Annotated in this window: 21 protein-coding genes; 9 read left to right on the forward strand and 12 right to left on the reverse strand. The window is 74.1% G+C overall.

What is annotated here, in order from left to right; all coding sequences use genetic code 11:
- Positions 1-6: 6 nt before the first annotated feature.
- A complete protein-coding gene (locus tag ACYVQV_RS07690; protein ID WP_461022689.1) occupies positions 7-636 on the reverse strand; it encodes a hypothetical protein in 630 nt (209 codons plus the stop codon).
- Between the two features lie 176 nt (positions 637-812).
- On the opposite strand from ACYVQV_RS07690, the gene ACYVQV_RS07695 reads away from it, so the two are divergent.
- Positions 813-1,958 carry a winged helix DNA-binding domain-containing protein gene (locus ACYVQV_RS07695; protein WP_461022690.1) on the forward strand — a complete coding sequence of 382 codons (1,146 nt, stop codon included), beginning with the start codon at positions 813-815 and terminating at the stop codon, positions 1,956-1,958.
- Between the two features lie 58 nt (positions 1,959-2,016).
- Positions 2,017-2,442 (forward strand): PH domain-containing protein, encoded by a 426-nt coding sequence (locus ACYVQV_RS07700; RefSeq protein WP_461022691.1) that lies wholly within the window; start codon positions 2,017-2,019, stop codon positions 2,440-2,442.
- An 18-nt stretch (positions 2,443-2,460) separates the two neighbouring features.
- Here ACYVQV_RS07700 and ACYVQV_RS07705 read toward each other — a convergent pair whose 3' ends face one another.
- Genes ACYVQV_RS07705 through ACYVQV_RS07715 form a run of 3 tightly spaced genes read right to left on the reverse strand, consistent with a single transcriptional unit; the run spans position 2,461 to position 4,417 of the window.
- A complete protein-coding gene (locus ACYVQV_RS07705; RefSeq protein WP_461022692.1) occupies positions 2,461-2,832 on the reverse strand; it encodes a hypothetical protein in 372 nt (123 codons plus the stop codon).
- A gap of 48 nt (positions 2,833-2,880) precedes the next feature.
- Positions 2,881-3,474 carry a hypothetical protein gene (locus ACYVQV_RS07710; RefSeq protein ID WP_461022693.1) on the reverse strand — a complete coding sequence of 198 codons (594 nt, stop codon included), beginning with the start codon at positions 3,472-3,474 and terminating at the stop codon, positions 2,881-2,883.
- A gap of 49 nt (positions 3,475-3,523) precedes the next feature.
- The gene (locus tag ACYVQV_RS07715) at positions 3,524-4,417 is read right to left on the reverse strand and encodes an NAD-dependent epimerase/dehydratase family protein (protein ID WP_461022694.1); all 894 of its coding nucleotides are present in this window, start codon (positions 4,415-4,417) and stop codon (positions 3,524-3,526) included.
- 113 nt (positions 4,418-4,530) lie between these two features.
- On the opposite strand from ACYVQV_RS07715, the gene ACYVQV_RS07720 reads away from it, so the two are divergent.
- On the forward strand, positions 4,531-5,088 hold the full coding sequence (locus tag ACYVQV_RS07720; RefSeq protein WP_461022695.1) for a pyridoxamine 5'-phosphate oxidase family protein: 558 nt from the start codon (positions 4,531-4,533) through the stop codon (positions 5,086-5,088).
- A 22-nt stretch (positions 5,089-5,110) separates the two neighbouring features.
- Here the strand turns inward: ACYVQV_RS07720 and glpK are convergent, their stop codons facing one another.
- Positions 5,111-6,625, reverse strand: coding sequence for a glycerol kinase GlpK (gene glpK, locus ACYVQV_RS07725; protein WP_461022696.1), 1,515 nt, complete (start codon positions 6,623-6,625; stop codon positions 5,111-5,113).
- An 81-nt stretch (positions 6,626-6,706) separates the two neighbouring features.
- Here glpK and ACYVQV_RS07730 point away from each other — a divergent pair, with 81 nt between their 5' ends.
- Positions 6,707-7,090, forward strand: a complete 384-nt coding sequence (locus ACYVQV_RS07730; RefSeq protein ID WP_461022697.1) for a VOC family protein — start codon at positions 6,707-6,709, stop codon at positions 7,088-7,090.
- A gap of 66 nt (positions 7,091-7,156) precedes the next feature.
- Here the strand turns inward: ACYVQV_RS07730 and ACYVQV_RS07735 are convergent, their stop codons facing one another.
- Positions 7,157-8,368, reverse strand: coding sequence for a pyrophosphate--fructose-6-phosphate 1-phosphotransferase (locus tag ACYVQV_RS07735; RefSeq protein WP_461022698.1), 1,212 nt, complete (start codon positions 8,366-8,368; stop codon positions 7,157-7,159).
- A 106-nt stretch (positions 8,369-8,474) separates the two neighbouring features.
- Between ACYVQV_RS07735 and ACYVQV_RS07740 the strand changes: the two genes are divergently transcribed.
- Genes ACYVQV_RS07740 through ACYVQV_RS07750 form a run of 3 tightly spaced genes read left to right on the forward strand, consistent with a single transcriptional unit; the run spans position 8,475 to position 11,512 of the window.
- Positions 8,475-9,815 carry a class II 3-deoxy-7-phosphoheptulonate synthase gene (locus ACYVQV_RS07740; protein WP_461022699.1) on the forward strand — a complete coding sequence of 447 codons (1,341 nt, stop codon included), beginning with the start codon at positions 8,475-8,477 and terminating at the stop codon, positions 9,813-9,815.
- A 36-nt stretch (positions 9,816-9,851) separates the two neighbouring features.
- Positions 9,852-10,913 carry a threonine aldolase family protein gene (locus ACYVQV_RS07745; protein ID WP_461022700.1) on the forward strand — a complete coding sequence of 354 codons (1,062 nt, stop codon included), beginning with the start codon at positions 9,852-9,854 and terminating at the stop codon, positions 10,911-10,913.
- Complete coding sequence (locus ACYVQV_RS07750) at positions 10,910-11,512, forward strand: molybdopterin-dependent oxidoreductase (protein ID WP_461022701.1); 603 nt, start codon at positions 10,910-10,912, stop codon at positions 11,510-11,512. Before ACYVQV_RS07745 ends, ACYVQV_RS07750 begins: the two co-directional genes overlap by 4 nt.
- Positions 11,513-11,602: 90 nt before the next feature.
- Here ACYVQV_RS07750 and ACYVQV_RS07755 read toward each other — a convergent pair whose 3' ends face one another.
- Entirely contained in the window at positions 11,603-12,331 is a 729-nt protein-coding gene (locus ACYVQV_RS07755) for a pyridoxamine 5'-phosphate oxidase family protein (protein ID WP_461022702.1), read from the reverse strand.
- A gap of 78 nt (positions 12,332-12,409) precedes the next feature.
- Between ACYVQV_RS07755 and ACYVQV_RS07760 the strand changes: the two genes are divergently transcribed.
- Together ACYVQV_RS07760 and ACYVQV_RS07765 are read left to right on the forward strand one after the other, a co-directional pair.
- Complete coding sequence (locus tag ACYVQV_RS07760; RefSeq protein WP_461022703.1) at positions 12,410-13,819, forward strand: aminotransferase-like domain-containing protein; 1,410 nt, start codon at positions 12,410-12,412, stop codon at positions 13,817-13,819.
- A 301-nt stretch (positions 13,820-14,120) separates the two neighbouring features.
- The gene (locus ACYVQV_RS07765) at positions 14,121-14,669 is read left to right on the forward strand and encodes a GNAT family N-acetyltransferase (protein WP_461022704.1); all 549 of its coding nucleotides are present in this window, start codon (positions 14,121-14,123) and stop codon (positions 14,667-14,669) included.
- On the opposite strand, the gene ACYVQV_RS07770 is transcribed toward ACYVQV_RS07765, so the two are convergent.
- The 5 genes from ACYVQV_RS07770 to ACYVQV_RS07790 all read right to left on the reverse strand — a co-directional run bounded on the left by ACYVQV_RS07770 (position 14,597) and on the right by ACYVQV_RS07790 (position 20,817).
- A complete protein-coding gene (locus tag ACYVQV_RS07770; protein ID WP_461022705.1) occupies positions 14,597-15,493 on the reverse strand; it encodes a class I SAM-dependent methyltransferase in 897 nt (298 codons plus the stop codon). The two genes, ACYVQV_RS07765 and ACYVQV_RS07770, sit on opposite strands and share 73 nt — an antisense overlap.
- A gap of 64 nt (positions 15,494-15,557) precedes the next feature.
- On the reverse strand, positions 15,558-16,250 hold the full coding sequence (locus tag ACYVQV_RS07775) for a hypothetical protein (protein WP_461022706.1): 693 nt from the start codon (positions 16,248-16,250) through the stop codon (positions 15,558-15,560).
- A 97-nt stretch (positions 16,251-16,347) separates the two neighbouring features.
- The gene (locus tag ACYVQV_RS07780; RefSeq protein ID WP_461022707.1) at positions 16,348-17,295 is read right to left on the reverse strand and encodes a DMT family transporter; all 948 of its coding nucleotides are present in this window, start codon (positions 17,293-17,295) and stop codon (positions 16,348-16,350) included.
- Positions 17,296-17,308: 13 nt separating this feature from the next.
- Entirely contained in the window at positions 17,309-19,240 is a 1,932-nt protein-coding gene (gene pknB / locus ACYVQV_RS07785; protein ID WP_461022708.1) for a Stk1 family PASTA domain-containing Ser/Thr kinase, read from the reverse strand.
- Between the two features lie 110 nt (positions 19,241-19,350).
- A complete protein-coding gene (locus tag ACYVQV_RS07790) occupies positions 19,351-20,817 on the reverse strand; it encodes a LysM peptidoglycan-binding domain-containing protein (protein WP_461022709.1) in 1,467 nt (488 codons plus the stop codon).
- Between the last annotated feature and the right edge of the window lie 371 nt (positions 20,818-21,188).

A 21,188-nucleotide genomic window follows, 5' to 3' on the forward strand; every position in this document is an offset into this window, starting at 1 on the left:
ACGACGTCAGCACGCGGGGACCAGGGAGTGCCGGCGGGTGAGTCGACCCGCCGGCAGGCAGCGGCCCGCGAGCGCGACCCCCGCACCCCAGCCGGGGGCGCGCCCGCCGCGTGGCGGCGCCAGGTCGGCGACGGGGTAACCGGCCCGGGCGAGCAGCCAGGCGACCACCGAGTTGCTGTTCCACATCTCGCCGGTGCGCGTCTCGTCCCGCCCCCACGTCAGCGCCGGCACGGTCGGCGCGAGGGCCAGCAACCGGCGGGCGCGGTCGGGGTCGTCGTCCAGGCGGACGGGTGGGCCGACCTGCGCGTCGAGGTCGGGGACCACGCCGTCCCGCCAGCACCGCACCTCGTAGCGGAACAGCACCGACCGGCCGAGCGAGCGGAAGCCGACGGGGCCGGTGACCACCGCGCCGCGGTCCACCCCGGCGACGACGGCCGACCCACCCCACGCCGGTGCCACCTCGAGGACGTGCGCGACGTCGTCCACGCGGGTCGTGAGCGCGCAGTGGTACAGGTCCGCCGGCGGGCGGTGCTCGCGCCGGGCGACGAGGCGCTCGTACGCGCGGCCGTTGCGGCGGACGACGTGCCCACCCGCGCCGAGCGGCAGCCAGTGCAGCAGGACCTCGGTCGTGTTCACCGGTCCAGTGGACCGCCGAACGGGACCCGGACCCAGAGGACCAAGGTCCCGCGCCACGTCGTCAGGTCGCGTCGTCCGCGACGAGCTCGACCTCGAACCCGGTGGGCTGGGGGGCTCACGAGCGCATCCTGCTCCGACCGCTGCGTGCTGTCACCGTCGGGTCGTAGCGTGCGGTCATGGCCGACGACGTCCCCGTGGTGACCGGACGGCAGGCGCTGACGCGCCGGTACCTGGTCCAGCAGCTCGACCGCGACACAGGGAGCCTCGACGACACGGCGGCCCTGTCGATCGGTGTCCAGGACACCGGCCCGGACGGCGCCCCGTGGGCGCTCGCCGTGCGCGGCGTCCCGGTGGAGGACATCCGTTCGGAGTCGCTGGTGACGGTGTGGACGCTGCGCGGGGCACCGCACGTGCACCGTCGCGCGGACCTGCCGGTGGTCGCAGGAGCGGTGCAGCCGTTCTCCGAGTCGGACGCCGCGAAGCGGGTCTTCGACGCGTCGAAGCCGTTGCGGGAGGCGGGGATCCCGGTGCTGGAGGCGCTGGACGTCATCGCCGGGCTGATGCGGGACCTCGTTCGCGAGCCGATGGTCAAGGGCGAGGTGTCGGGGCGGCTGGCCGAGGTGGTGCCCGAGCCGTACCTGCGCGACTGCAGGCCGTGCAGGGCCAGGCACCTGTACGAGCAGCCGTTCCGGTTCGCGGCCCTGCGCGCCGGGCTGGAGCTGCAGCCGCGGACGTCCCCACCGGTGCTGCAGCCGATGCGGGGTTTCCGTCCGGTCGACGAGGTGCCGGGGGAGTGGGACGTCGTCCGGCTGTACCTGCACCTGCTCGGTCCGGCGACGCCGAAGCAGGTCGCCGCCTACCTCGACGCACCGGTCGCGGAGGTCAAGCGCCGGTGGCCGCAGGAGGCGGTGCCCGTCGACGTGGTGCCGGACCACGACGGTGTGGCGGCCGAGCCCGACCGGCGTTGGGTGCTGGCGGACGACCTCGCTGCGCTCGTGGGCGCGGAGCCGTTCGACGCGCACCGGGTCCGGCTGGTCGGCCCGTACGACCTCTACCTGCAGGGGCGGGACCGGGACGTCATCGCGCCGGCGTCCCGGCACAAGGAGCTGTGGCCGGTGCTGGGCCGTCCGGGCGCCGTCCTCGCGGGTGAGCGGCTCGTCGGCACCTGGCGGCCACGGGCCTCGGGTCGCCGGCTGACGGTGGCCGTCTCACCGTGGGAACGGCTCACGGCAGTCGTCCGCGAGGGGGTTCAGGAGCCGGCGGTCCGGCTGGGCGAGCTGCGGGGCGTGCCGTCGGTCGACGTGGTCGTCGACGGCGAGTGAGTGAGTGACGGTGCTTGATCTCTCACCTGACGTGGGCACCTGCGGCACACTCGACGGCATGAGGGACCGACCGCCGAAGACCGCGCCGCACATCGGGCGGAGTGAGGTGGCGCTGACGTTCGGGGCGTTCCTGTGCGCCGTCGTGGGAGTGGTGCTCGTCGACCTGCTGTTCACGGGAATGGATCGGTTCCCGGTCGCGGTGGTCGCTGGTGTCGCGACGGCGTGCCCGGTGGCCCTGGGGTCGATCGGCTTCTGGTGCCGCCAGTACCTGTGGACCGCGGTCGACACCGAAGGGGTCCGGCAGGTCAGGAGGTGGGGCGGGAGCCGGCTGCTGCCGTGGGACGACGTCCTCGACGTCACCGTCGACCCGGCCGGTGGCCAGCGCACGGTCCGCCTGAAGATGCGGGACGGTCGGCAGGTACCGCTGACAGGACTGTCGGATGGCGACCACCGCCGCCTGCGAGCGGTTCTCGCCGAGAGGTGAGCGGCGGCGGCCCTGCCGTTACGGGGCCTCGCCGCCCGCCGGGACCCACCGTGCCACGGCACGTGCCAGGTCGTCCGGGCGGCTGTTGAAGGCGATGGCCGCCTGCGGTGCGTGGCGCCTGACCAGGTTGACGACCGCCTCGAAGAGCTCCAGCTGGTCGTCGTCCGTGCGCAGGCCACCGCCGACGACCACGCAGCTCCAGGGACGGGAGGTGAGCGCGGTGACCACCTCGGCGACGACGTCGGTGCCGCCGTCCAGCCCGACAAGGCAGGTCTCGGCGACGTAGCCGTCGTCGGCCAGCGTGCGCATGCCCGTCTCGATCGCCGCAGCGACGGGCTGCGGGTCCCAGGGGCCAGGCACCCGGAAGGGGTCGAGTCCGATGACGAGCACGAACGGACCCTCGGACGCTCCCACCGCGTCTGCCACGGGAGGCACCGATCAGGCGGGGTCGCCGCTGGAGCTGAACACGACGGTGCCTCGCCGCCACTGGCGGTCGCTGGTGTCGACCGCGTCCGGTGCGTGGTCGTACCGCTGACGCAGCATCGGCTCCGCCGAGTCGAAGGCCGGTCGGCTCCGCCAGGTCGTCACGCTGATGACGCGCGGTCCGTCGGCGAGCTCGACGACGCCGTACGTGAAGCCGGGTAGCGCCGCGGCGTCCTGCGAGACCTCCGTGGCCCAGCGCACCGCCTCGTCCTCCCGGCCCGCGTCGTAGGGGAACGACGCGGCGCTGACGACGAAGCCCGGCAGCGTCGCCCCGTGACGCAGGACGTGCCGGACGTCGTACCGGCTGCTGCTGACGACCACGCAGCCGTCGACCCCGCCGAGGACGGAGAGCCGCTGCTCGCCGACCCCACCCGGCGCGGCGGCGTCCGCGGACTCCCAGAAGCTGGTGACGGTGACGGCGTCCTCGCCGTCCATGCGGACGGCGGTCACCCAGCCGTGTCCAGGTACCTCGCGGCACGCGGGTGCGACGTCGTCGGAGAGCCGCTCCACGAGGCGGCCCAGCGCGTCGTCGCTCCCGGACCAGGCCATGCTGCGCGCGTACACGGGGCCTCCCTGACGAGTGGTTGTGGGACGGTGCCTAGCGGTGAACGGGGAGGACGTCGCGCCACGAGTGCTGCGGCGCGTACCCGAGGAGCTCTCGAGCCTTGTCGATGCAGTAGAAGGTCTCGTCACGGCCCATCGGACGACGCAGCTCCACGCCGTCGTAGAAGCGGTCCCGGACCTCCTCGCTCGTCAGGGCGACGGACGTGTCCGCGTTGGCGACGTTGAAGACCTCGTAGCCGAGGCCGTCGACCTCCAGGCAGCGTCGCACCAGCTGACCGAGGTCCCGGGTGTCGATGTAGCCGAACACGTTGCGGCGCCTCAGCGACGGGTCGGCGAGGAAGGCCGGGAACATCTCGGCGTACTCGTGCGGCTCGATGACGTTGTTGATCCGCAGGCCGTACACGTCGGCGCCGGTGCGCGCCTGGAACGACCGCGCCGTCACCTCGTTGGCCACCTTGGACATGGCGTAGGAGTCCTCGGGCACGGTCGGGTGGTCCTCGTCCACCGGCAGGTACCGCGGTCGCCGCTCGCCCTGGGCGAAGCAGATCCCGTACGTCGTCTCCGAGGACGCGAAGACGACCTTGCGGACGCCGAGCCGTGTCGCGGCCTCGAGCACGTTGTACGTGCTGAGCACGTTGGTCTCGTAGGTCCTGGCGTCGGACGTCAACAGGATCGCCGGCACCGCGGCGAAGTGCACGACGGCGTCGTACGCGGGCTTCGACTCCAGGTCGAGCTCCTCGAACCTCGCCAGCCCTGCCAGCGCCGAGTAGGTCTGGCCGGCGTCGGTGAGGTCGACCCGCAGGTCGGCGACGGCCGGGTGACCCAGGGGCACCAGGTCGGCGTTGGTGACCTGGTGGCCCTGCTCGGCCAGGTAGGTCGCGACGTGCCGGCCGGCCTTGCCGCTGGCCCCGGTGAAGAAGATCCGCATGGGTCGATCACACCACCGGTCGGGCGCGCGCGCAGCGGACGTGCCCGTCAGGCGGTGCGCCCGGATGGCGGGCGCCGCGAACCAGCGGGCCGTCGAGCCCCTAGGTTGCGGCCATGGGAAAGGTCCTCGACGGCATCGACGACACGCTCGGGCGCTGGATCGAGGCGCAACCGGTGTGGTTCGTCGCGACCGCACCGCTGGGCGCCGACGGCCACGTGAACGTGTCCGCGCGCGGCGGCGGCTGCTTGTCCGTCCTCGGACCGCGGCGGGTGGGGTGGGTGGACCTGACCGGCAGCGGCGTGGAGACGATCGCGCACCTGCGCGAGAACGGCCGGGTGTGCGTCATGTTCACGTCGTTCGACCGCCGTCCGCGCGTGGTGCGCCTGCACGGGCAGGGCCAGGTGCACCTGCCGGGGACGGCCGAGTTCACGGACGTCGCGGCACGGCACCCCGCGAACGTCGCCACCCGGGCCGTCGTCACCGTCGAGGTGGAGCGGGTGAGCGAGGCGTGCGGTTACGGCACGCCGGTGATGGACGTCGTCACCCAGGACCGCGACCTGCTGCGCCTGCACGCCGTGAAGAAGGGCCCGGACGGCATGGACGCCTACCGCGCGCAGAAGAACGCCCGCAGCATCGACGGGCTGCCCGGGCTGGACGTGGCCGGGCCCTGACTCCCCGGGCTCCGGTGAGGAGTCAGTCGACCAGGTCGGCCCAGCCCTTGGACCGTTGCACCGCCTCGCGCCACCGCCGGTACGCGGCGTCGTCCCGCTCACCGGGTTCGAACCGACGCTCCAGCTGCCACACCCCGGCGAGCTCCTCGCGGGAGGACCACAGGCCGCAGCCCAGGCCCGCGAGCATCGCCGCGCCCAGCCCGGTGGTCTCCTGGACCTCGGGCCGTTCCACCGGGACGCCGAGCTGGTCGGCCTGCAGCTGCATGAGGAAGTCGTTGTCGCACGCGCCGCCGTCCACGCGCAGCACCGGCACGTCCGTCTCGATCGAGGCGACGACGTCCCGCACCTCGTAGGCGATCGCCTCGAGCGTCGCGCGGACGATGTGCGCCCTGGTCGTCCCTCGGGTGATGCCGGCGATGAGCCCGCGGGCCTGCGGGTCCCACTCGGGGGCGCCCAACCCGGTGAGGGCGGGGACGAACACCACGCCGCCGGTGTCCGGCACCGTCCTGGCGATCGCCTCGGACTCGGCGGCGTTGCCGATCACCTGCAACCCGTCCCGCAGCCACTGCACCGCCGCACCGGTGACGAAGATCGACCCCTCCTGGGCGTACGTCAGCTCCCCGTCCGGCGCCATCCACGCGATCGTCGACAGCAGCCCGCCCGACGGGTCGCCCGGCCGTGACGGCACCACCTGGTCCCCGGTGTTCACGAGCACGAACGACCCCGTGCCGTACGTGCACTTGGTGTCGCCGACCGAGTAGCAGGCCTGGCCGAACAGCGCCGCCTGCTGGTCTCCCGCGATGCCGGCAACCGGCACGTCCAGCCCGAGGAACGACCGCGGGTCCGTGCGCGCCACCTCGCCCCAGCTCGGGACGACCTCCGGCAGCGCCGGCCGGGGGACGCCGAACAGCTCGCACATCTCGTCGGACCACTCGCCGGTCGTGATGTCGAGCAGCAGCGTGCGCGACGCATTCGAGGCGTCCGTGGCGTGCCGGGCCCCGCCGGACAGACGGGCGACCAGGTAGGCGTCGACGGTCCCGACGGCCACGGACCCGTCCTCCACGCCCGCCCAGGACCGGCGGTCGTTCTCCGCCAACCACCGCAGCTTCGTCGCCGTGAAGTACGGGTCGATCCGCAGGCCGGTGACCTCGGCCACCCGGTCCTCGTGGCCGGCGTCCCGGAGGTCGGTGCACATGCGCGCGGACCGGCGGTCCTGCCACACGACTGCCCGGCGTGGGGACGCCAGCGACTCGCGGTCCCACAGCACCGCGGTCTCGCGCTGGTCGGTGATCCCGACGGCCCTCACCTCGACGCCACCGTCGACCGCCGCGTCGGCGGCGTCCAGGGCGTCCCGGCAGGCGCTGAGCGTGGCCTGCCAGATCTCCTCCGGCTGGTGCTCGACCCACCCCGGCCGCGGGAAGTGCTGCGGGAACTCCTCGTACCCCTTGGCGACGACCCGCGCCTCGTCGTCCACGACCAGCGCCGTGACGCCGGTCGTGCCCTCGTCGATCGCCAGCACTGCCGCACGGGTCGCCATGGTCGCCGACCCTAACCAGGCACCCGTGGCGAAGGAAGGAGCGTCGCTGAGGACGGTCGACGCCACGTCATACTGCCCCACGTGAAGGTCAGCTTCGTGTCCTTGAAGTGCAGGCGCTGGCAGGAGTGCAGGGCGTTCTACGAGGCGCTCGGGCTGGTGTTCGAGGCGGAGGAGCACCCCGGCGTCCCCGAGCACTTCAGCGCGTCGGTGGGTGACGTGGTCATGGAGCTGCACGGTCCGGCGGGCTTCGGTGAGCCGAGCGGCGACGGGACGCGGATCGGGTTCGACGTGGACGACGTCCAGGCAGCAACGGACGCCGCCGTGGCTGCAGGTGGTGTCCTGCACCGTGCCCCCGCGGCGGGACCGTGGGGTTACCGCGCGGTCGTCCTCGATCCCGATGGTCGACGGGTGGAGCTGATGGCGGTGCATGGATCCGCCTCATCGCAGGAGGCTCCTCCCCGCTGAGACGGCTAGGGCACTCGGCCGGGGGCTATTCCGGGTCGACGCCCACCCGGCGCACCGTCGAACCCGTCAGTCAGCCGGGCGCGGCTGGCCGATCCCGTCGAGCAGCTCGCCGAACCACGCGACGCTCGTGTCGAACGGCTTGCCGCCGGCGACCCGGTCCAGCTCGATCGCCCGTAGCTCGCCGTCGCGGTCGTCGTCGTGGCCGATCAGCCCCGCCTCGCCGCGCAGGGCGCAGTCGACGGCCAGGTCGGTCATCGACCGGATCAGCGCCAGGTCCTCGTCGTTCGGGGCCGCCGACCTCGAGAAGTACCCGGACTTCTGCACCATCGTCTTGTCCGCTCCGAGCCGCTTCGCGAACTGCTTCGCGAACCACTTGCCCGGGTTGATGGTGTCGAGCTTGACGTGCCCGAACGGGTCGCGGGCGACCTCCTCGCCGGCGGCCTCCAGCTGGGCGACGATGTCGGACACCCCGGCGCCCTCGGACAGGAAGATGTTGACGCAGCCGACCTCGTCCATCACGGCGCGCAGGCGCTCCGCCTCGGCGTCCAGGTCGACGTGCAGCTCCGGCACGTACACGGCGTGCACGGCCCAGCGCTCGGGGGACAGGCCGATGCTCGGCACCCACTCCTGCTCGGCGTGCCAGGCGGTGTACCGGCGCGCGGCCTCCGCGGTCAGCCACCCGCACCCGCGGCCCATCACCTCGTGGACGATGAGCATCCGCGGGTTGGACCCGTTCTCCGCCAGCACGTTCTGCGCGAACAGCGACGCCTGCTCGGCCGCCGTCCACGCCCCGAGGCTCTGCCCGACCGGGACGATGTCGTTGTCGATCGTCTTCGGCAGCCCCACGACCGTCAGGCCGTAGCCGTGCTCCTGCAGGTACCGGGCCAGGTCGGCCGCGGTCGTGTTCGTGTCGTCGCCGCCGATGGTGTGCAGGACGTCGACGCCGTCCGCCTCGAGCCGCTCGGCGGCGACCTTCAGCGCGGTCTGGCCCTCGGAGATCAGCCCCCGCTTGCGGCAGTCCTCGTCGTTCGTGAGCTTCACGCGGCTGTTGCCGATCGGGGAGCCCCCGAAGCGGTGCAGCACGGACGCGCGGGCGCGCGCCTCGTCGTCCACGACGACCTTCGTCCCGGTCAGCAGGCCGTGGTAGCCGTGCCGGTAGGCGATGATCTCGACGTCGGGGGCGACCTCGGTGTAGCGCTCGATGAGGCCGCCGACGGCGGACGACAGGCAGGGGGCGAAACCCCCCGCGGTGAGCAGGGCGACGCGGCGGACGGTCATGGCGCCATCGTAGGGAGATCGGCAGGTGATCGGCACCGCTCGCGCGCCTGTCCGGCCAGCGGACGCGCGGGCACCAGGCCGCCGGACGGCGCTTACCCTGGATGGCGTGAGCACGCACCTCGACCACGACCTCGACGCCTGGCGGTCGCTGCCCGCGCAGCAGCAGCCGACCTGGCCCGACCGTGCCGTCCTGGACGAGGTGTATGCCGAGCTCGCCGCCCAGCCGCCGCTGGTGTTCGCCGGTGAGGCGGACAAGCTCCGCGACCGGCTCGCCGAGGCGGCCCAGGGCAAGGCGTTCCTGCTGCAGGGTGGGGACTGCGCCGAGACGTTCGCCGACGCCACCGCCGACCGGATCCGCAACCGGATCAAGACGGTCCTGCAGATGGCCGTCGTCCTCACCTACGGCGCGAGCATGCCGGTGATCAAGCTCGGGCGGATGGCCGGGCAGTTCGCCAAGCCCCGGTCCAGCGACCTCGAGACCCGCGACGGCGTGACGCTGCCCGCGTACCGGGGTGACGCCGTCAACGGCTACGACTTCACCGAGGCGTCCCGCGTCCCGGACCCGCGCCGGCTGCTGCGGATGTACCAGACGTCCGCGTCGACGCTGAACCTCATCCGCGCGTTCACCCAGGGTGGTTTCGCCGACCTGCGCCAGGTGCACGAGTGGAACCGCGGCTTCGTCGGCAACTCCGCGAACGCCCGCTACGAGGCGCTCGCCGCCGAGATCGACCGCGCCATGTCGTTCATGACCGCCTGCGGCGCCGACTTCGACGCGCTGCGGACGGTGGAGTTCTTCTCCAGCCACGAGGCGCTGCTGCTGGAGTACGAGCGCGCCCTGACCCGGATCGACTCGCGCACCGGCCTGCCGTACGACGTCAGCGCGCACTTCCTGTGGATCGGCGAGCGCACCCGCCAGCTCGACGGCGCGCACGTCGACTTCCTGTCCCGGGTCCGCAACCCGATCGGGGTCAAGCTCGGGCCGACGACGTCGCCGGACGACGCGCTCGCGCTCATCGACAAGCTCGACCCGACCCGCGAGCCGGGGCGGCTGACGTTCATCACGCGGATGGGCGCCGGCACGATCCGCGACGCCCTGCCCCCGCTGGTCGAGAAGGTCACGGCCTCCGGCGCGCAGGTCACCTGGGTGACCGACCCCATGCACGGCAACACGTTCTCCTCCCCGAGCGGGTACAAGACGCGCCGCTTCGACGACGTCATCGACGAGGTGCGCGGGTTCTTCGAGGTGCACCGCGGCCTGGGCACCGTGCCCGGTGGCGTGCACGTCGAGCTGACCGGGGACGACGTCACCGAGATCCTCGGCGGCGTCGAGAAGATCGACGACGCCCGGCTGGCGACGCGCTACGAGACCCTGTGCGACCCGCGGATGAACCACCAGCAGTCGCTGGAGCTGGCGTTCCTCGTCGCGGACATGCTCGGGAACCGCTGACGCGTGGCCGACTCGTTGCGGGGTACGGACGCCGGCGTGCCCGTCGACCTGCGCTCCGACACCGTCACCCGGCCCACCCCCGCGATGCGGGAGGCGATGGCGCAGGCGCCCGTCGGTGACGACGTCTTCGGTGAGGACCCCACCGTCAACGCCCTGGAGGAGCGCGTCGCCGCGCTGCTCGGGCACGAGGCGGCGCTGTTCACCCCCACCGGGTCGCTCGCCAACGTCCTCGGCGTCAGCCTGCACGTGGCGCCCGGGCGCGAGCTGCTGTGCGACGCGCTCGCGCACGTCGTGCGGGCCGAGCTCGGTGCCCACGCCGCGGTCGCGGGGGTGACGACGCGGACGTGGCCGGCCGTCGTCCCCGGCCGCCCGACCGGCCGGCTCGACGCGGACGTCGTCGCCCTGATGCTCGTGCCCGACGCCGGTCCGTACCAGGTGTCCACTGCAGCCGTGGCTGTCGAGAACACCCACAACTTCGGTGGCGGGGTCGTGCAGCCGCTGGAGGAGCTGCAGCGGCTGCGCAAGCTCACCGCGAACGCGGGGGTCGCCGTCCACCTCGACGGCGCCCGGCTGTGGAACGCGCACGTGGCGACCGGGACGCCCCTGGTGGAGTACGGGGCCTGCGCGGACACGGTGTCGGTGTGCCTGAGCAAGGGACTGGGTGCCCCGGTCGGGTCGGTGCTGACCGGCTCCCGGGAGCAGGTCGCCGAGGCCCGCGTGCGCCGCAAGCGGCTCGGCGGCGGAATGCGCCAGGTCGGGATCCTCGCCGCCGCCGGCCACCACGCCCTCGACCACCACGTCGAGCGCCTCGCCGACGACCACCGCCGCGCCCGTGACCTCGCCACGGCCTGCGCGACCGCCCGTCCGGGCTGCGTGGACGCCGACGCCGTCGAGACCAACATCGTCGTGCTGGACGTCGACGACGCCGCCGGGCTCGCCCGCCGCGCGGGGGAGCGCGGGGTGCTGGTCAGCGTCCTGGGTCGCCGCGTCGCGCGGCTGGTCACCCACCTCGACGTCGACGACGAGGCCGTCGCCTACGCTGCGTCGGTCATGAGCGAGATCCTGCAGGACGAGCAGCCGGCGGACGACGGTCGATGACGGGACCGCGGACGGTGCCCGACGGGCTCCCACGCGTCCTGCCACCCGGTCAGCGCCGGGCCGACCGGCTGACGGTCCAGCACTACGGGCGCGTGCCCCGGTTCCGGCCCGAGACGTGGACGCTCGCCGTCACCGGTGCGACCCGTGACGGTCGCGACGCCCGGTTCGGGCTGGAGGAGTTCCTCGCCCTGCCCCGCGCCACCGTCCTCGGGGACGTGCACTGCGTGACCAAGTGGTCGGTCCTCGACCGGCGCTGGGAGGGCGTGCTGGTGCGGACGCTGCTGGACCTCGTCCCGCCGGCCGACACGGTGACCCACGTCCTCGCCTGGGCCGAGTACGGGTACTCCGCGCTGCTGCGGATGGAGGACGTCCTCAGTCCCCGGGCCGTCATCGCGACGCACGTGGACGGGGCGGAGCTGTCACCCGAGCACGGCCGGCCCGCGCGCCTCGTCGTCCCGCACCTCTACGCGTGGAAGGGCCCCAAGTGGCTGCGTGGCCTGGAGTACCTCAGCGGGCCGGTGCGCGGGTTCTGGGAGCAGCGCGGCTACCACGCCGTCGGCGACCCGTGGCGCGAGGAGCGGTACTCCTACCAGGAGTGAGCCTTCCACCGCCGCCCTCCCGCAAGATCGTCAGACGTTCGTGGTCGTGATAGCAGCCGATCCTGTCTGACGATCTTGCAGCTCGAGTGATCAGGTGCTCGGGGTAACCCCCGCGGAGAGGTGGCGCTCGGTGGTGGGGCGGCCGGCGACGGCGGTGACGTGCGACGGTACTTCGACGGTCGTGTCGTCGTCCGGGACCGGGTCGCCGAACACCGTCGCGACCGGCAGGACGCCGGCCCACGCGGCGTCGGGCCCGTGGTCCTCCGGCTCGTCCACCGGGGGACCGCTGCGCGTCTTCATCGACGCCTCGACCAGGTCGAGCGCCAGCACGGCCGTCCCGGCGAGCTCCTTGCGGTTCGGTGCGCGCACGGCGTCCCAGCGGCCCGGCACCACGTGGTCGGTGATGACGCGCAACGCCCGCTCCACCTCCTCCGGCTCCGTGACCGCGCGCGCCCGGCCCAGGACGACGACGCTGCGGTAGTTCATCGAGTGGTGGAATCCGGATCGGGCCAGCACCACCCCGTCGACGACGGTGGCGGTCAGGCACACGTCGGTCCCGGCGGCGTCGAACCAGCGCGCGGCGACCGACCCGTGCAGGTACACGGTGTCACCCTCGCGGCCGTGGACGGTCGGCAGCACCAGCGGGCCGTGCGGTGCGGTGACGCCGACGTGGCAGACCAGCGCCGCGTCCAGGACGGCGTGGACGGCGTCGCGCTCGAAGGTCCCGCGGTGGCGGCTGCGGCCCAGCCGCGTGCGCTCGGTCTCCAGGGACGAGGGCGGCTGCGAGAAGGTCGTGGTGGGAACGGCGGTGTCGGTCACGAGCAGGACGGTACGGTCGTAGTGGACTGGGCGACAGGTCCATTCCGGTGTGATCCGATCAGGCCACTTGGGGGCGGTGTGGACGTCGACCTGCCACTGGTCCTCGACGACGGGTCGGACGTGCCGCTGTGGCGTCAGGTCGCCGACGGCGTGCGAGCCGCCGTGGACGACGGCCGGCTCGCCCCCGGCCAGCGGGTGCCGTCGTCCCGGAGGCTCGCCGCCGCGCTCGGTACCAGCCGGATCGTCGTCTCCACCGGCTACGACCAGCTGCACGCCGAGGGCTACCTCGTCGGCCGGCACGGCTCGGGCACCTACGTGGCCGAGGGGTCGCCGCTGCGATCCGCGCCACCGGTCGACGTCGTCGCGCCGGCCGCGACGAGCCGGGGTCGGGACGCCTTCGACCTCGGCGTGCGCAGGCCGTCCCCGGCGGGGGAGCGGGCGTGGCGCCGGGCTCTGGCCGCCGCATCGCGTGAGGACCCGCTCACCGCCTTCCCCGCGGCCGGTCCCGAACCGGCTCGCGCCGCGGTGGCCGAGCACCTGCGTCGCACGCGGGGCCTGGCCGTCGGTGCGGGCCAGGTGCTGCTCACCGCCGGGACGACGGCGGCGCTCGGACTGGTCGGTCGGGTCCTGCTCGGCGGCGCCCGTCAGCGCCCACGGGTGGCCGTCGAGAACCCGGGGTACGGGCGAGGTCGTTCGGCCCTCGCCGATGCCGGTGCCACCTGCGTGCCCGTCGCGGTGGACGGCGGCGGGCTGGTGGTCGAGACGGTCCCGGAGGGCGTGAGCGCGGTGCTCTGCTCACCCGCCCACCAGTTCCCGCTCGGTGGGCGGATGCGCCTCGACCGTCGACGTGAGCTGCTCGAACGCGCTGCCGCAGAACGCTTCTGGGTGGTCGAGGACGAGTACGACGGCGAGTTCCGGTACGACGTCGGGCCGCTGCCGCCGTTGGCGTCACTCGCCGCGGACCGGGTGGTGCACCTCGGCACGACCAGCCAGGTGCTGGGCCACGGCAGCAGGCTGGGTTGGCTGGTCGCCCCGACCGACGTCGTGTCCACGCTGGCCGCTGGAGCCCGCGCGCACGAGGTCGCGCACCCGCTGCTCGCCGCTGCCCTGGGCCGCTTCGTGCGCTCCGGCGAGCTGGACCGCGAGGTGCGCCGCGCCCGTCGGGTGCACGCCGCCGCGCGAGGCGCCCTGGTGGGCGTGCTGTCGGCGCACGGTCTGCTCGTGCGTGGCGACGAGGCCGGCGCCCACCTCGTCGTCGACCTCCCCACCGGGGTCAGCGAGGACGACGCGCGGGCCGCCGCCGCCGGCTGCGGCATCACCGTCCGGACCATCGGGGACTACACCTGGTCGCAGGAGAGCCGACGTCACGCACCAGCGCTGGTCCTCGGCTACGCGACGCGCGACCTCAGCGTCCTCGTCGAGGACGCTGAGGCTCTGTGTGAGGTCCTTCGAGGGATGAGTTCCGCTGGACGGGTCAGTGCTCGGTGAGCAGGTCTGCGCAGGCGAACCGCCGGCCCCCGTCGCCTGGCGAACGCTGTTCGGGTTCAGTGGCGCGGTCGCGCCGACGACCAGGCACGCGAGTGCGGTACGACGACGGCAGGTCTTGCGAGGCCTCGTCCGGCAGAACGGAGCGACGCGGCGTCACCGTGGCGGCCGCCCGTCCACTCTGCCGCAGCCGCAGCCGCAGCCGCAGCCGCATCCCGTCCAAGGCCGAGGCGGCTCCGCGCTGTCGACCACCCGCTCACCAGCCCGCCCGGCGTGCGGCTCGGGGCACCTACGCTGGTCGACCGTGACGACTTCGCTGACGCGTCTCGACCCGGACGGCGCCGACCGCCCCGCGCTCGTGGACTTCATGACGCGCAACGAGTTCCCGTTCCACGTCCGGACCCGGCCGACCGCGCAGGACGTCGAGCGGGCCATCCACGACGGCGCTTACCGATCCGAGGACAACGAGGCCTACTGGGTCGAGCACCCTGACCTGGGCCGGATCGGGGTGCTCAGGCTCGAGGACCTCACGGACCGGGCACCGCTGTTCGACCTCAGGCTGGACGGCCCGGTGCGCGGTCGAGGTCTGGGGCTCGACGCGCTGCGGGTAGCGACGGCGTTGGTCTTCGAGACCATGGCGGACGTCAACCGGTTCGAGGGCCAGACCCGTGAAGACAACATCGCGATGCGTAAGACGTTCGTGCGGTGCGGCTGGCTGAAGGAGGCGCACTACCGGGAGGGTTGGCCCGTCGAGGGGGGCGAGCCGGTCGCCTCGGTGGCCTACGGCATCCTGCGGCGGGACTGGGAGTCCGGGGTGACGACACCACTCGTCTGGGAGGACCTGATGGTCTGACGGTCCGAGCCACCGCGCGTGGCCGTGGTGAACCCCGCCTGCGGGCGGTAGCGCAACGAGCCGTCGGGCTCGATGAGCCGATCCAGCTCGGCGTCGACGTCCCGGCGCAGCGCCTCGAAGTCAGCGGCCGCCTCCCACGCGCGCCGCTGGCCGTGCGACCAGGTCCATCGCCACCAGGCGTCGACGTCGGCGAACACCGTCTCGTGCGCGTCCACCGCCGTCCTGACGCCCGTCCACCCTGCGCTGGCGACGAGTGCGTCGGTGGCTGCGACGTCACCGGCGAAGGGCCGAGCGGTACGGGCCCGCGAGGGCACGTGCCGGAGGACCGCGGCCTCGAGGTCCGAGAACCGCTCGTCCTCGCTCACCCACCAGCTCAGCCCCAGTCGACCACCGGACCGGACCAGGGCGGCCCACGAGCGAAGCGCCGCCTCCGGCTCCGGCAGGAACTGGGCGACGCTGCCTCCGAGGACCGCGTCGAAGCCGCTGGCGACCGGCGGGTAGACGGCGTCGGCGACGACCACGGCCGCGGGGGTGCTCACCGGCTCCGTCACCAGCTGGGCCGAGGTCCTGGCGGCCATCTCCCGCGACAGGTCGATCCCGACGACGAGCCCGCTCGGTCCGACGGCGTCGGAGGCGGCTCGCAGGACCGCACCCCTGCCGGTCCCGATGTCGAGCACGCGGCCCCCGGGCGCCGGCTGCACGTGCTCGACGAGCCGGACGGCGAGTGGGCCGAACCACGGTGTGCCGGTCGCGTCGTACGTCGCAGCGGCGTCGTCGAAGACCGCCGCGGTCGCCCGCGGCGGTCCTCGACGTCCGTCGTCCACACCCGCCACGGTAGCGACGCGACGCCACGCGACGCGGCCGGGCGCGGACAGGTCGGTCCGACGCTCAGCCGTAGTACGGCACGATGCAACGCACCGACAGCTCGTTCGACACGTCCCGCGGTGCGCCCGGGACGCCCCAGTGGACGTTCACCTCGGCCGGGTTGATCCCGAGGATCCAGTGGTCGTACCCCTCGCCGCTGGAGACCTCCGCGCCACCGGGGTTCACCCCGAACACGGTGCTCTCGTCGGGGCGGGCGGCGTCGCCCTTGCAGTTCAGCCGCCCGTAGAGGTACTTGACGGTCTCCCCAGGCGCGAACGTGACGTACCCGGTGCCGTCGCCGAGGTAGCTGTCGCCCATCCGGTTGAGGAAGTCCCCGTTCGACAGGGAGCCGTCGCGCTCCCACAGCCAGAACGGCCCGAGCGTGACGGGTCCCGTGCCGGAGGTGCGGCGGATCTCGATGCGGGCGGAGTAGGTCTGCGCGTACCCGTAGGCACCCTGGATGTAGATCGACCGCTGACCGTTCAGCTGCACACCGACCAGCTCGGCCCTCGTGACGGGCGTCGGTGTCGGCGAGGGGCTGGGGTCCGGCTCGGGGTCGGGGAAGGGGTCGCAGACCGGCGGCGGCTCGGGGACGTCGCACAGGGGGATCGCGGTCGCCGGAGCGGCCGTCGTCCCCGCCGCCACCAGCGCCAGCCCGGTCATCCCCGCGGCGGCCAGCCCCAGCCGTCGCCGCGTGCCCACGAACGCGTTCCTCATGTCCGCTCCCTCGGCCGTGCCACCCACGGGCACGCTGCCGGGGCAGATGAGCAGCGAACGCGTGCCCCTGATACGCCGACGCTGCCCCCACGGCATGTCAGGGCTCGTGGTGCAGCGCCTCCGACGGCGGGTCCTCGACGGCCAGCGGCTCGCGGGCGCGCCGTCCGGCCCGTCTGGCGGCGAGCCGTGGCCCGAGCTCGGCGACGTACATCGCCAGCAGGACCAGGCTGCCGCCCGCCAGGAGCCGCGCCGTGAGGGACTCCCCACCCAGCAGCACGGCGAACACGGCCGCGAACACCGGCTCGGTCGTCATGACGATCGCGGCCCTGGTCGCGGTCAGGTGCGCCTGCGCCCACGTCTGCACGATGAGCGCGCCGGCACCGGCCACCAGCGCCATGTAGAGCACCGCCGCCCAGGACGCGCCGTCCGGGGGCAGGACGACGCCGCCCGGCGCCGCGCCGGCGACGCACACCGCGGCGATGGCGAGCATCTGCACGGTCGACAGGCCGAGGGCGTCGCGCTGCGTCGACCACGCGCCGAGACCGACGATGTGCAGTGCGTACACCAGCGCCGACGCGAGGGTGACGAGCTCACCGGTCCCGACGGCGAGGCCGCGCAGGCTCAAGACGGCCAACCCGGTGGTGGCCAGCGCCACCGCCACCCACGTCGTCGCGGGCGTCCGCTGCCGCAGCAGCACCGCCCCCAGGACGGGGGTCAGGACGACGTACATGCCGGTGATGAAGCCGGACACGGACGCGTCGGTGGTCTCCAGCCCCCACGTCTGCAGGATCTGCGCGACGCCGTACACGACCCCGAGGGCGGCGCCGCGCCGCCAGGCGCGGCCGTCCAGCGCCCGCAGCGGCCGCCAGAACACCACGACCATGACCGCGGCGGCGACGACGAACCGGACGGCGAGGAAGTCCAGCACCGGCAGGACGACCAGGACGTCCTTGATGAGGAAGAACGTGGACCCCCAGACGGCGGTGACGAGGGTCAGGCCCAGCGTCGCCGACGTCGTCGTGGAGGGCCGGAGCCCGGTGGTCACCTCAGGGTCCGCCTCAGACGACCCGCAGGACGACGGTGCTGCCCTTCGGGGCCTGCTCGCCGGCGCCGGGCGAGCTGCCCAGCACGGTGTCGAAGCCGCCGGTCACCAGCCGCTGGACCTCGACGACGAAGCCCTCGGCCTCGAGGATGCGCGTGGCCTCCTCGGACTGCTTGCCGCGCACCTGCGGGATCTCGACCAGCGGGGGGCCGGCGGAGACCACGAGCTCCACCGGGTCACCGCGGAAGAGCGTCCCGCCCTCGGGGTCCTGACTGATCACCGTGCCGCGCTCGACGGTCTCGGAGAACTCCTCGCGCACCGTGGTGGTCAGCCCCGCGTCGGTGACCGCCCGCTCGGCGTCGGCCCGCGGCTGGCCGGTGACGGTCGGCACGTCGATGGGCTCGCGCCCCCGGGACACCTGCAGGTCGATCTCGAGGGTGCGACGGACGGTCTCGCCGGCCGGCACCGACTGGGCGACGACGGAACCCTGCGGAACGTCCTCGCTCCAGTCCTCGGTGACCTCGCCGACCGCGAGGTCGTTCTCCTCCAGCACGGCCACGGCGTCCTCGCGGGTGCTGCCCACGAGGTCGGGCATCGCCGTGAACGCCGACCCCTGGGAGACGACGAGCTCGACGCCGCCGCCCTTGCGGACGTCGCCGCCGGGCCCCGGCCGGGTCTGGATGACCGTCCCGGCGGGGATCTCCTCGTGGTACTGCGGCACCTGCTCGGGCTCCAGCCCGGAGGTGCGCAGCACCTGCTCGGCCTGGGCGACCGGCTGGCCGACGACGTCCGGTGTCGTGGTGTACGCGCCGGGGCCGGCGGTGAAGAACCAGGCGGTGACGCCGGCCAGCAGGGCGGTGAGGAGCACCGCGACGAGCGCCACCAGGCCACGCCGGCGACGGTGGCCGCCGGGCCCGTAGCCCCAGTCACCGGGCGCCACACCGCCGTCCACCCCGCCGTCGTCCTCCTCGTCGACCGGCAGCGCCAGAGCACGCCGCTCGCGGGGGATCGCGATGGTCGCGCCCGCACCGGGCACGTCGTCGCCGGCTCCGACCGCCGGGACGTCCTGCGGGTCGGGGTCGCGGTCGAGCACCGACTCGGGCAGCCCGCGGCGCAGCGCCCGGACCTCGCCGAGCAGCGCGCCGGCGTCCGCGGGGCGCTCGTCGGGGTCGCGGGCGGTCGCCCAGAGCACCAGGTCGTCCAGCTCGCGCGGCAGGCCCGGGTCGACACCGGACGGCGCTGGCACGCCGGAGTTCACGTGCTGGTAGGCGACCTGGATGGGCACGTCGCCGGTGATCGGCTGCCGGCCCGTGAGCACCTCGTAGAGCAGGATCCCGGCCGCGTACACGTCGCTGCGGGCGTCGGCCACACCCCGGGTCACCAGCTCGGGGGACAGGTAGGCCACCGTGCCCATCAGCATCCCGGTGGTGGCACCGCTGGTGGAGGTGGTCGCCGCGCGGGCGAGCCCGAAGTCGGCGACCTTGATCCGCCCGTCGTCGGTGACGAGCACGTTCTCGGGCTTGACGTCGCGGTGCACGATCCCGGCGCGGTGGGCGGCGGCCAGGGCGTCCAGGACGGCGTCGAGGACCTCCAGCGCCTGCCCGGGGGACAGCGGCCCGTGCCGGGTCAGGTGGTCGCGCAGGGTCCGGCCGTCGACCATCTCCATCGCGAGGTAGACGGCGCCGCCGTCCTCGCCCTGGTCGAACACGGCGACGACGTTCGGGTGGGAGAGCCGGGCCGCGGACTTGGCCTCGCGGTGGAAGCGGGCGACGAACTGGTCGTCGTCGGCGAGGTGCGGGTGCATGACCTTGAGCGCCACCTCGCGCTCCAGCCGCGTGTCGGTGGCCAGGTACACCGTGGCCATCCCGCCACGGGCGATCTTGGACGTGACGGCGTACCGCCCGTCGACCACCCGGCCGACGAGGGGGTCCGCGATCGTGCTGTCCACGCCGGCGAGTGTACGGCGACGCGGCGCCGCCTCCGGGGAGGCGGCGCCGCGCGCGGTGTCCGAGGAGCCGCCGGGCGCCGTGTCAGAGGGGCGCCCCCTGCCGGGGGAGGTCAGCGGTAGCGGGCCGCGAGCGTCTGGACGTTCGCGACGTACCGGCGGGTGTCGGGGTACATCCCGTTCTTCCGCACCCCGGCGAGGCCCTGGTAGTACGCGGCGATGCCCTGCGCCTCGTCGTCGGCGGCCCGCAGGTTCGCCCGCAGGATGAGGACGCCGGCCAGGGCGTTGTCGTGCGGGTCGAGCAGGTCGAGCCGCCGTCCCGCCATCTGCGAGGCCCAGGTGCCGGAGGAGGGGATCACCTGCATCGCCCCCACGGCGTTGGCGGGCGAGACGGCCCGCTGGTTGAAGCCGGACTCCTGGAAGCCGATGGCCTGGGCCAGGGCCGGGTCGACCCCGTACCGCCGGGCCGTGTCGGCGATGATCTGCCGCATCTGCTCCCGGCTGGGCACGGACCGGGACGCCAGCGCGTCGCGGTTGGCCGTGGCCGCCGCGACGGTGGAGTCGGGGTAGGTCCGCCCGGCGAAGCTGTTCGCCATCGGCGCGGCCGTGCCGGACGGCAGCGAGATCGTCTGGCCGACGCGGATGGTGCCGCGGGCGTCGAGCTGCGGGTTGGCGCCGCGGATCGCCGCGACGGTGGTGCCGGTGCGGGCCGCGATGTGGCTGAGGGTGTCCCCGCTGCGGACCGTGTAGCGCGACGTCGGGGTGGCCGCGGGGGCGGACGCCGGTGCGGAGGCGCCCGATCCGCCCGGCACCGTGAGGCGCTGGCCGACGCGGATCGTGCCGCGTGCGTCCAACCCGGGGTTCGCGGCGCGAAGCGCCGCGACGGTGGTGCCGGAGCGGACGGCGATGTGGCTCAGCGTGTCCCCGGCGCGGACGGTGTACCCGCCCGACGCCGACGTCGACGCCGGTGCCGGCGCCGCGGCCGGCGAGCCGCCGGGCAGCGTCAGGACCTGGCCGGCGCGGATGAACCCGCGCCGGTCCAGCCCGTTGGCGGCGATGATCGCGGCCGACGACACCCCGGTGCGGGCGGCGATGTGGCTGACGGTCTCGCCGGCCCGCACCGTGTGCCGGGTGCCGCTGCTCGCCGGGGCGGCGGGTGCCGAGCCGGCGGCGCCGGGCAGCGTCAGGACCTGGCCGGCGCGGATGAAGCCGCGCCGGTCCAGCCCGTTGGCGGCGATGATCGCGGCCGACGAGACGCCGCTGCGGGCCGCGATGTGGCTGACCGTGTCGCCCGGCCGCACGGTGTACGTGGGACCGGCGGCGCGGACGGGGGCCGCGGCGGTCAGCGTCCGGACCGCCGGGGCGGACGGCGTCGCGGCCTGCGGGTCCTGGGGGCCGGTCACGGGCCGGGTGCCCTCGGCGTCCGTGGTAGCGGGCTCGGCCTGTGCCGGCGCGGCGAGCACGCACGAGCCGAGGACGGCGGCCAGGGCGAGCGGGGCGCCCGGGGTGGGGGAGCGTCGGTGGGTGCGTGCGCTGCCGGCGCCGACGGTGACGCGGCCTGCGGTCGCGTGCTGCGGCATGCGGCCTCCTCGGAACGGTGGGGCGGACCCCGGGTGCTGTGGTCACTGCTGTGCGGTCACTGCTGTGGTCGGAGCGGCCCGTGGTGCTGCTGGGCCGTGGGTGGTCACCGTGCCGTGTGGCGACTCTCGGTGCTCGTGTGACTACGGTGACCGATGGGGAACGTACAGCAACTCCACCCCGGCACGGAACGACAGCGATGTCATTCGTACGCCCGTGTGAACGGCTCTCTCCAAGGTCCACCCGAGCACGCCCCCGAGCGGTCCCGACCCGGCCGGCGGGCGCCCCCACGGCGAGGCCGCCGCCCCGTCACTACCCTCGGTCGCGTGGAGCAGCAGGAGACGCGGCGCGACCCGCAGGACGAGCAGCACGA

The sequence above is a fragment of the Thalassiella azotivora genome (genome assembly GCF_054781695.1).

Coding starts and splice junctions, on each gene's coding strand:
- ACYVQV_RS07715 (WP_461022694.1), bottom strand. CDS start 4,417: ATGCGGATCTTCTTCACCGGGGCCAGCGGCAAGGCCGGCCGGCACGTC.
- glpK (WP_461022696.1), bottom strand. CDS start 6,625: ATGGCGACCCGTGCGGCAGTGCTGGCGATCGACGAGGGCACGACCGGC.
- ACYVQV_RS07700 (WP_461022691.1), top strand. CDS start 2,017: ATGAGGGACCGACCGCCGAAGACCGCGCCGCACATCGGGCGGAGTGAG.
- ACYVQV_RS07710 (WP_461022693.1), bottom strand. CDS start 3,474: ATGGCCTGGTCCGGGAGCGACGACGCGCTGGGCCGCCTCGTGGAGCGG.
- ACYVQV_RS07695 (WP_461022690.1), top strand. CDS start 813: ATGGCCGACGACGTCCCCGTGGTGACCGGACGGCAGGCGCTGACGCGC.
- ACYVQV_RS07790 (WP_461022709.1), bottom strand. CDS start 20,817: ATGCCGCAGCACGCGACCGCAGGCCGCGTCACCGTCGGCGCCGGCAGC.
- ACYVQV_RS07775 (WP_461022706.1), bottom strand. CDS start 16,250: ATGAGGAACGCGTTCGTGGGCACGCGGCGACGGCTGGGGCTGGCCGCC.
- ACYVQV_RS07735 (WP_461022698.1), bottom strand. CDS start 8,368: ATGACCGTCCGCCGCGTCGCCCTGCTCACCGCGGGGGGTTTCGCCCCC.
- ACYVQV_RS07750 (WP_461022701.1), top strand. CDS start 10,910: ATGACGGGACCGCGGACGGTGCCCGACGGGCTCCCACGCGTCCTGCCA.
- ACYVQV_RS07720 (WP_461022695.1), top strand. CDS start 4,531: ATGGGAAAGGTCCTCGACGGCATCGACGACACGCTCGGGCGCTGGATC.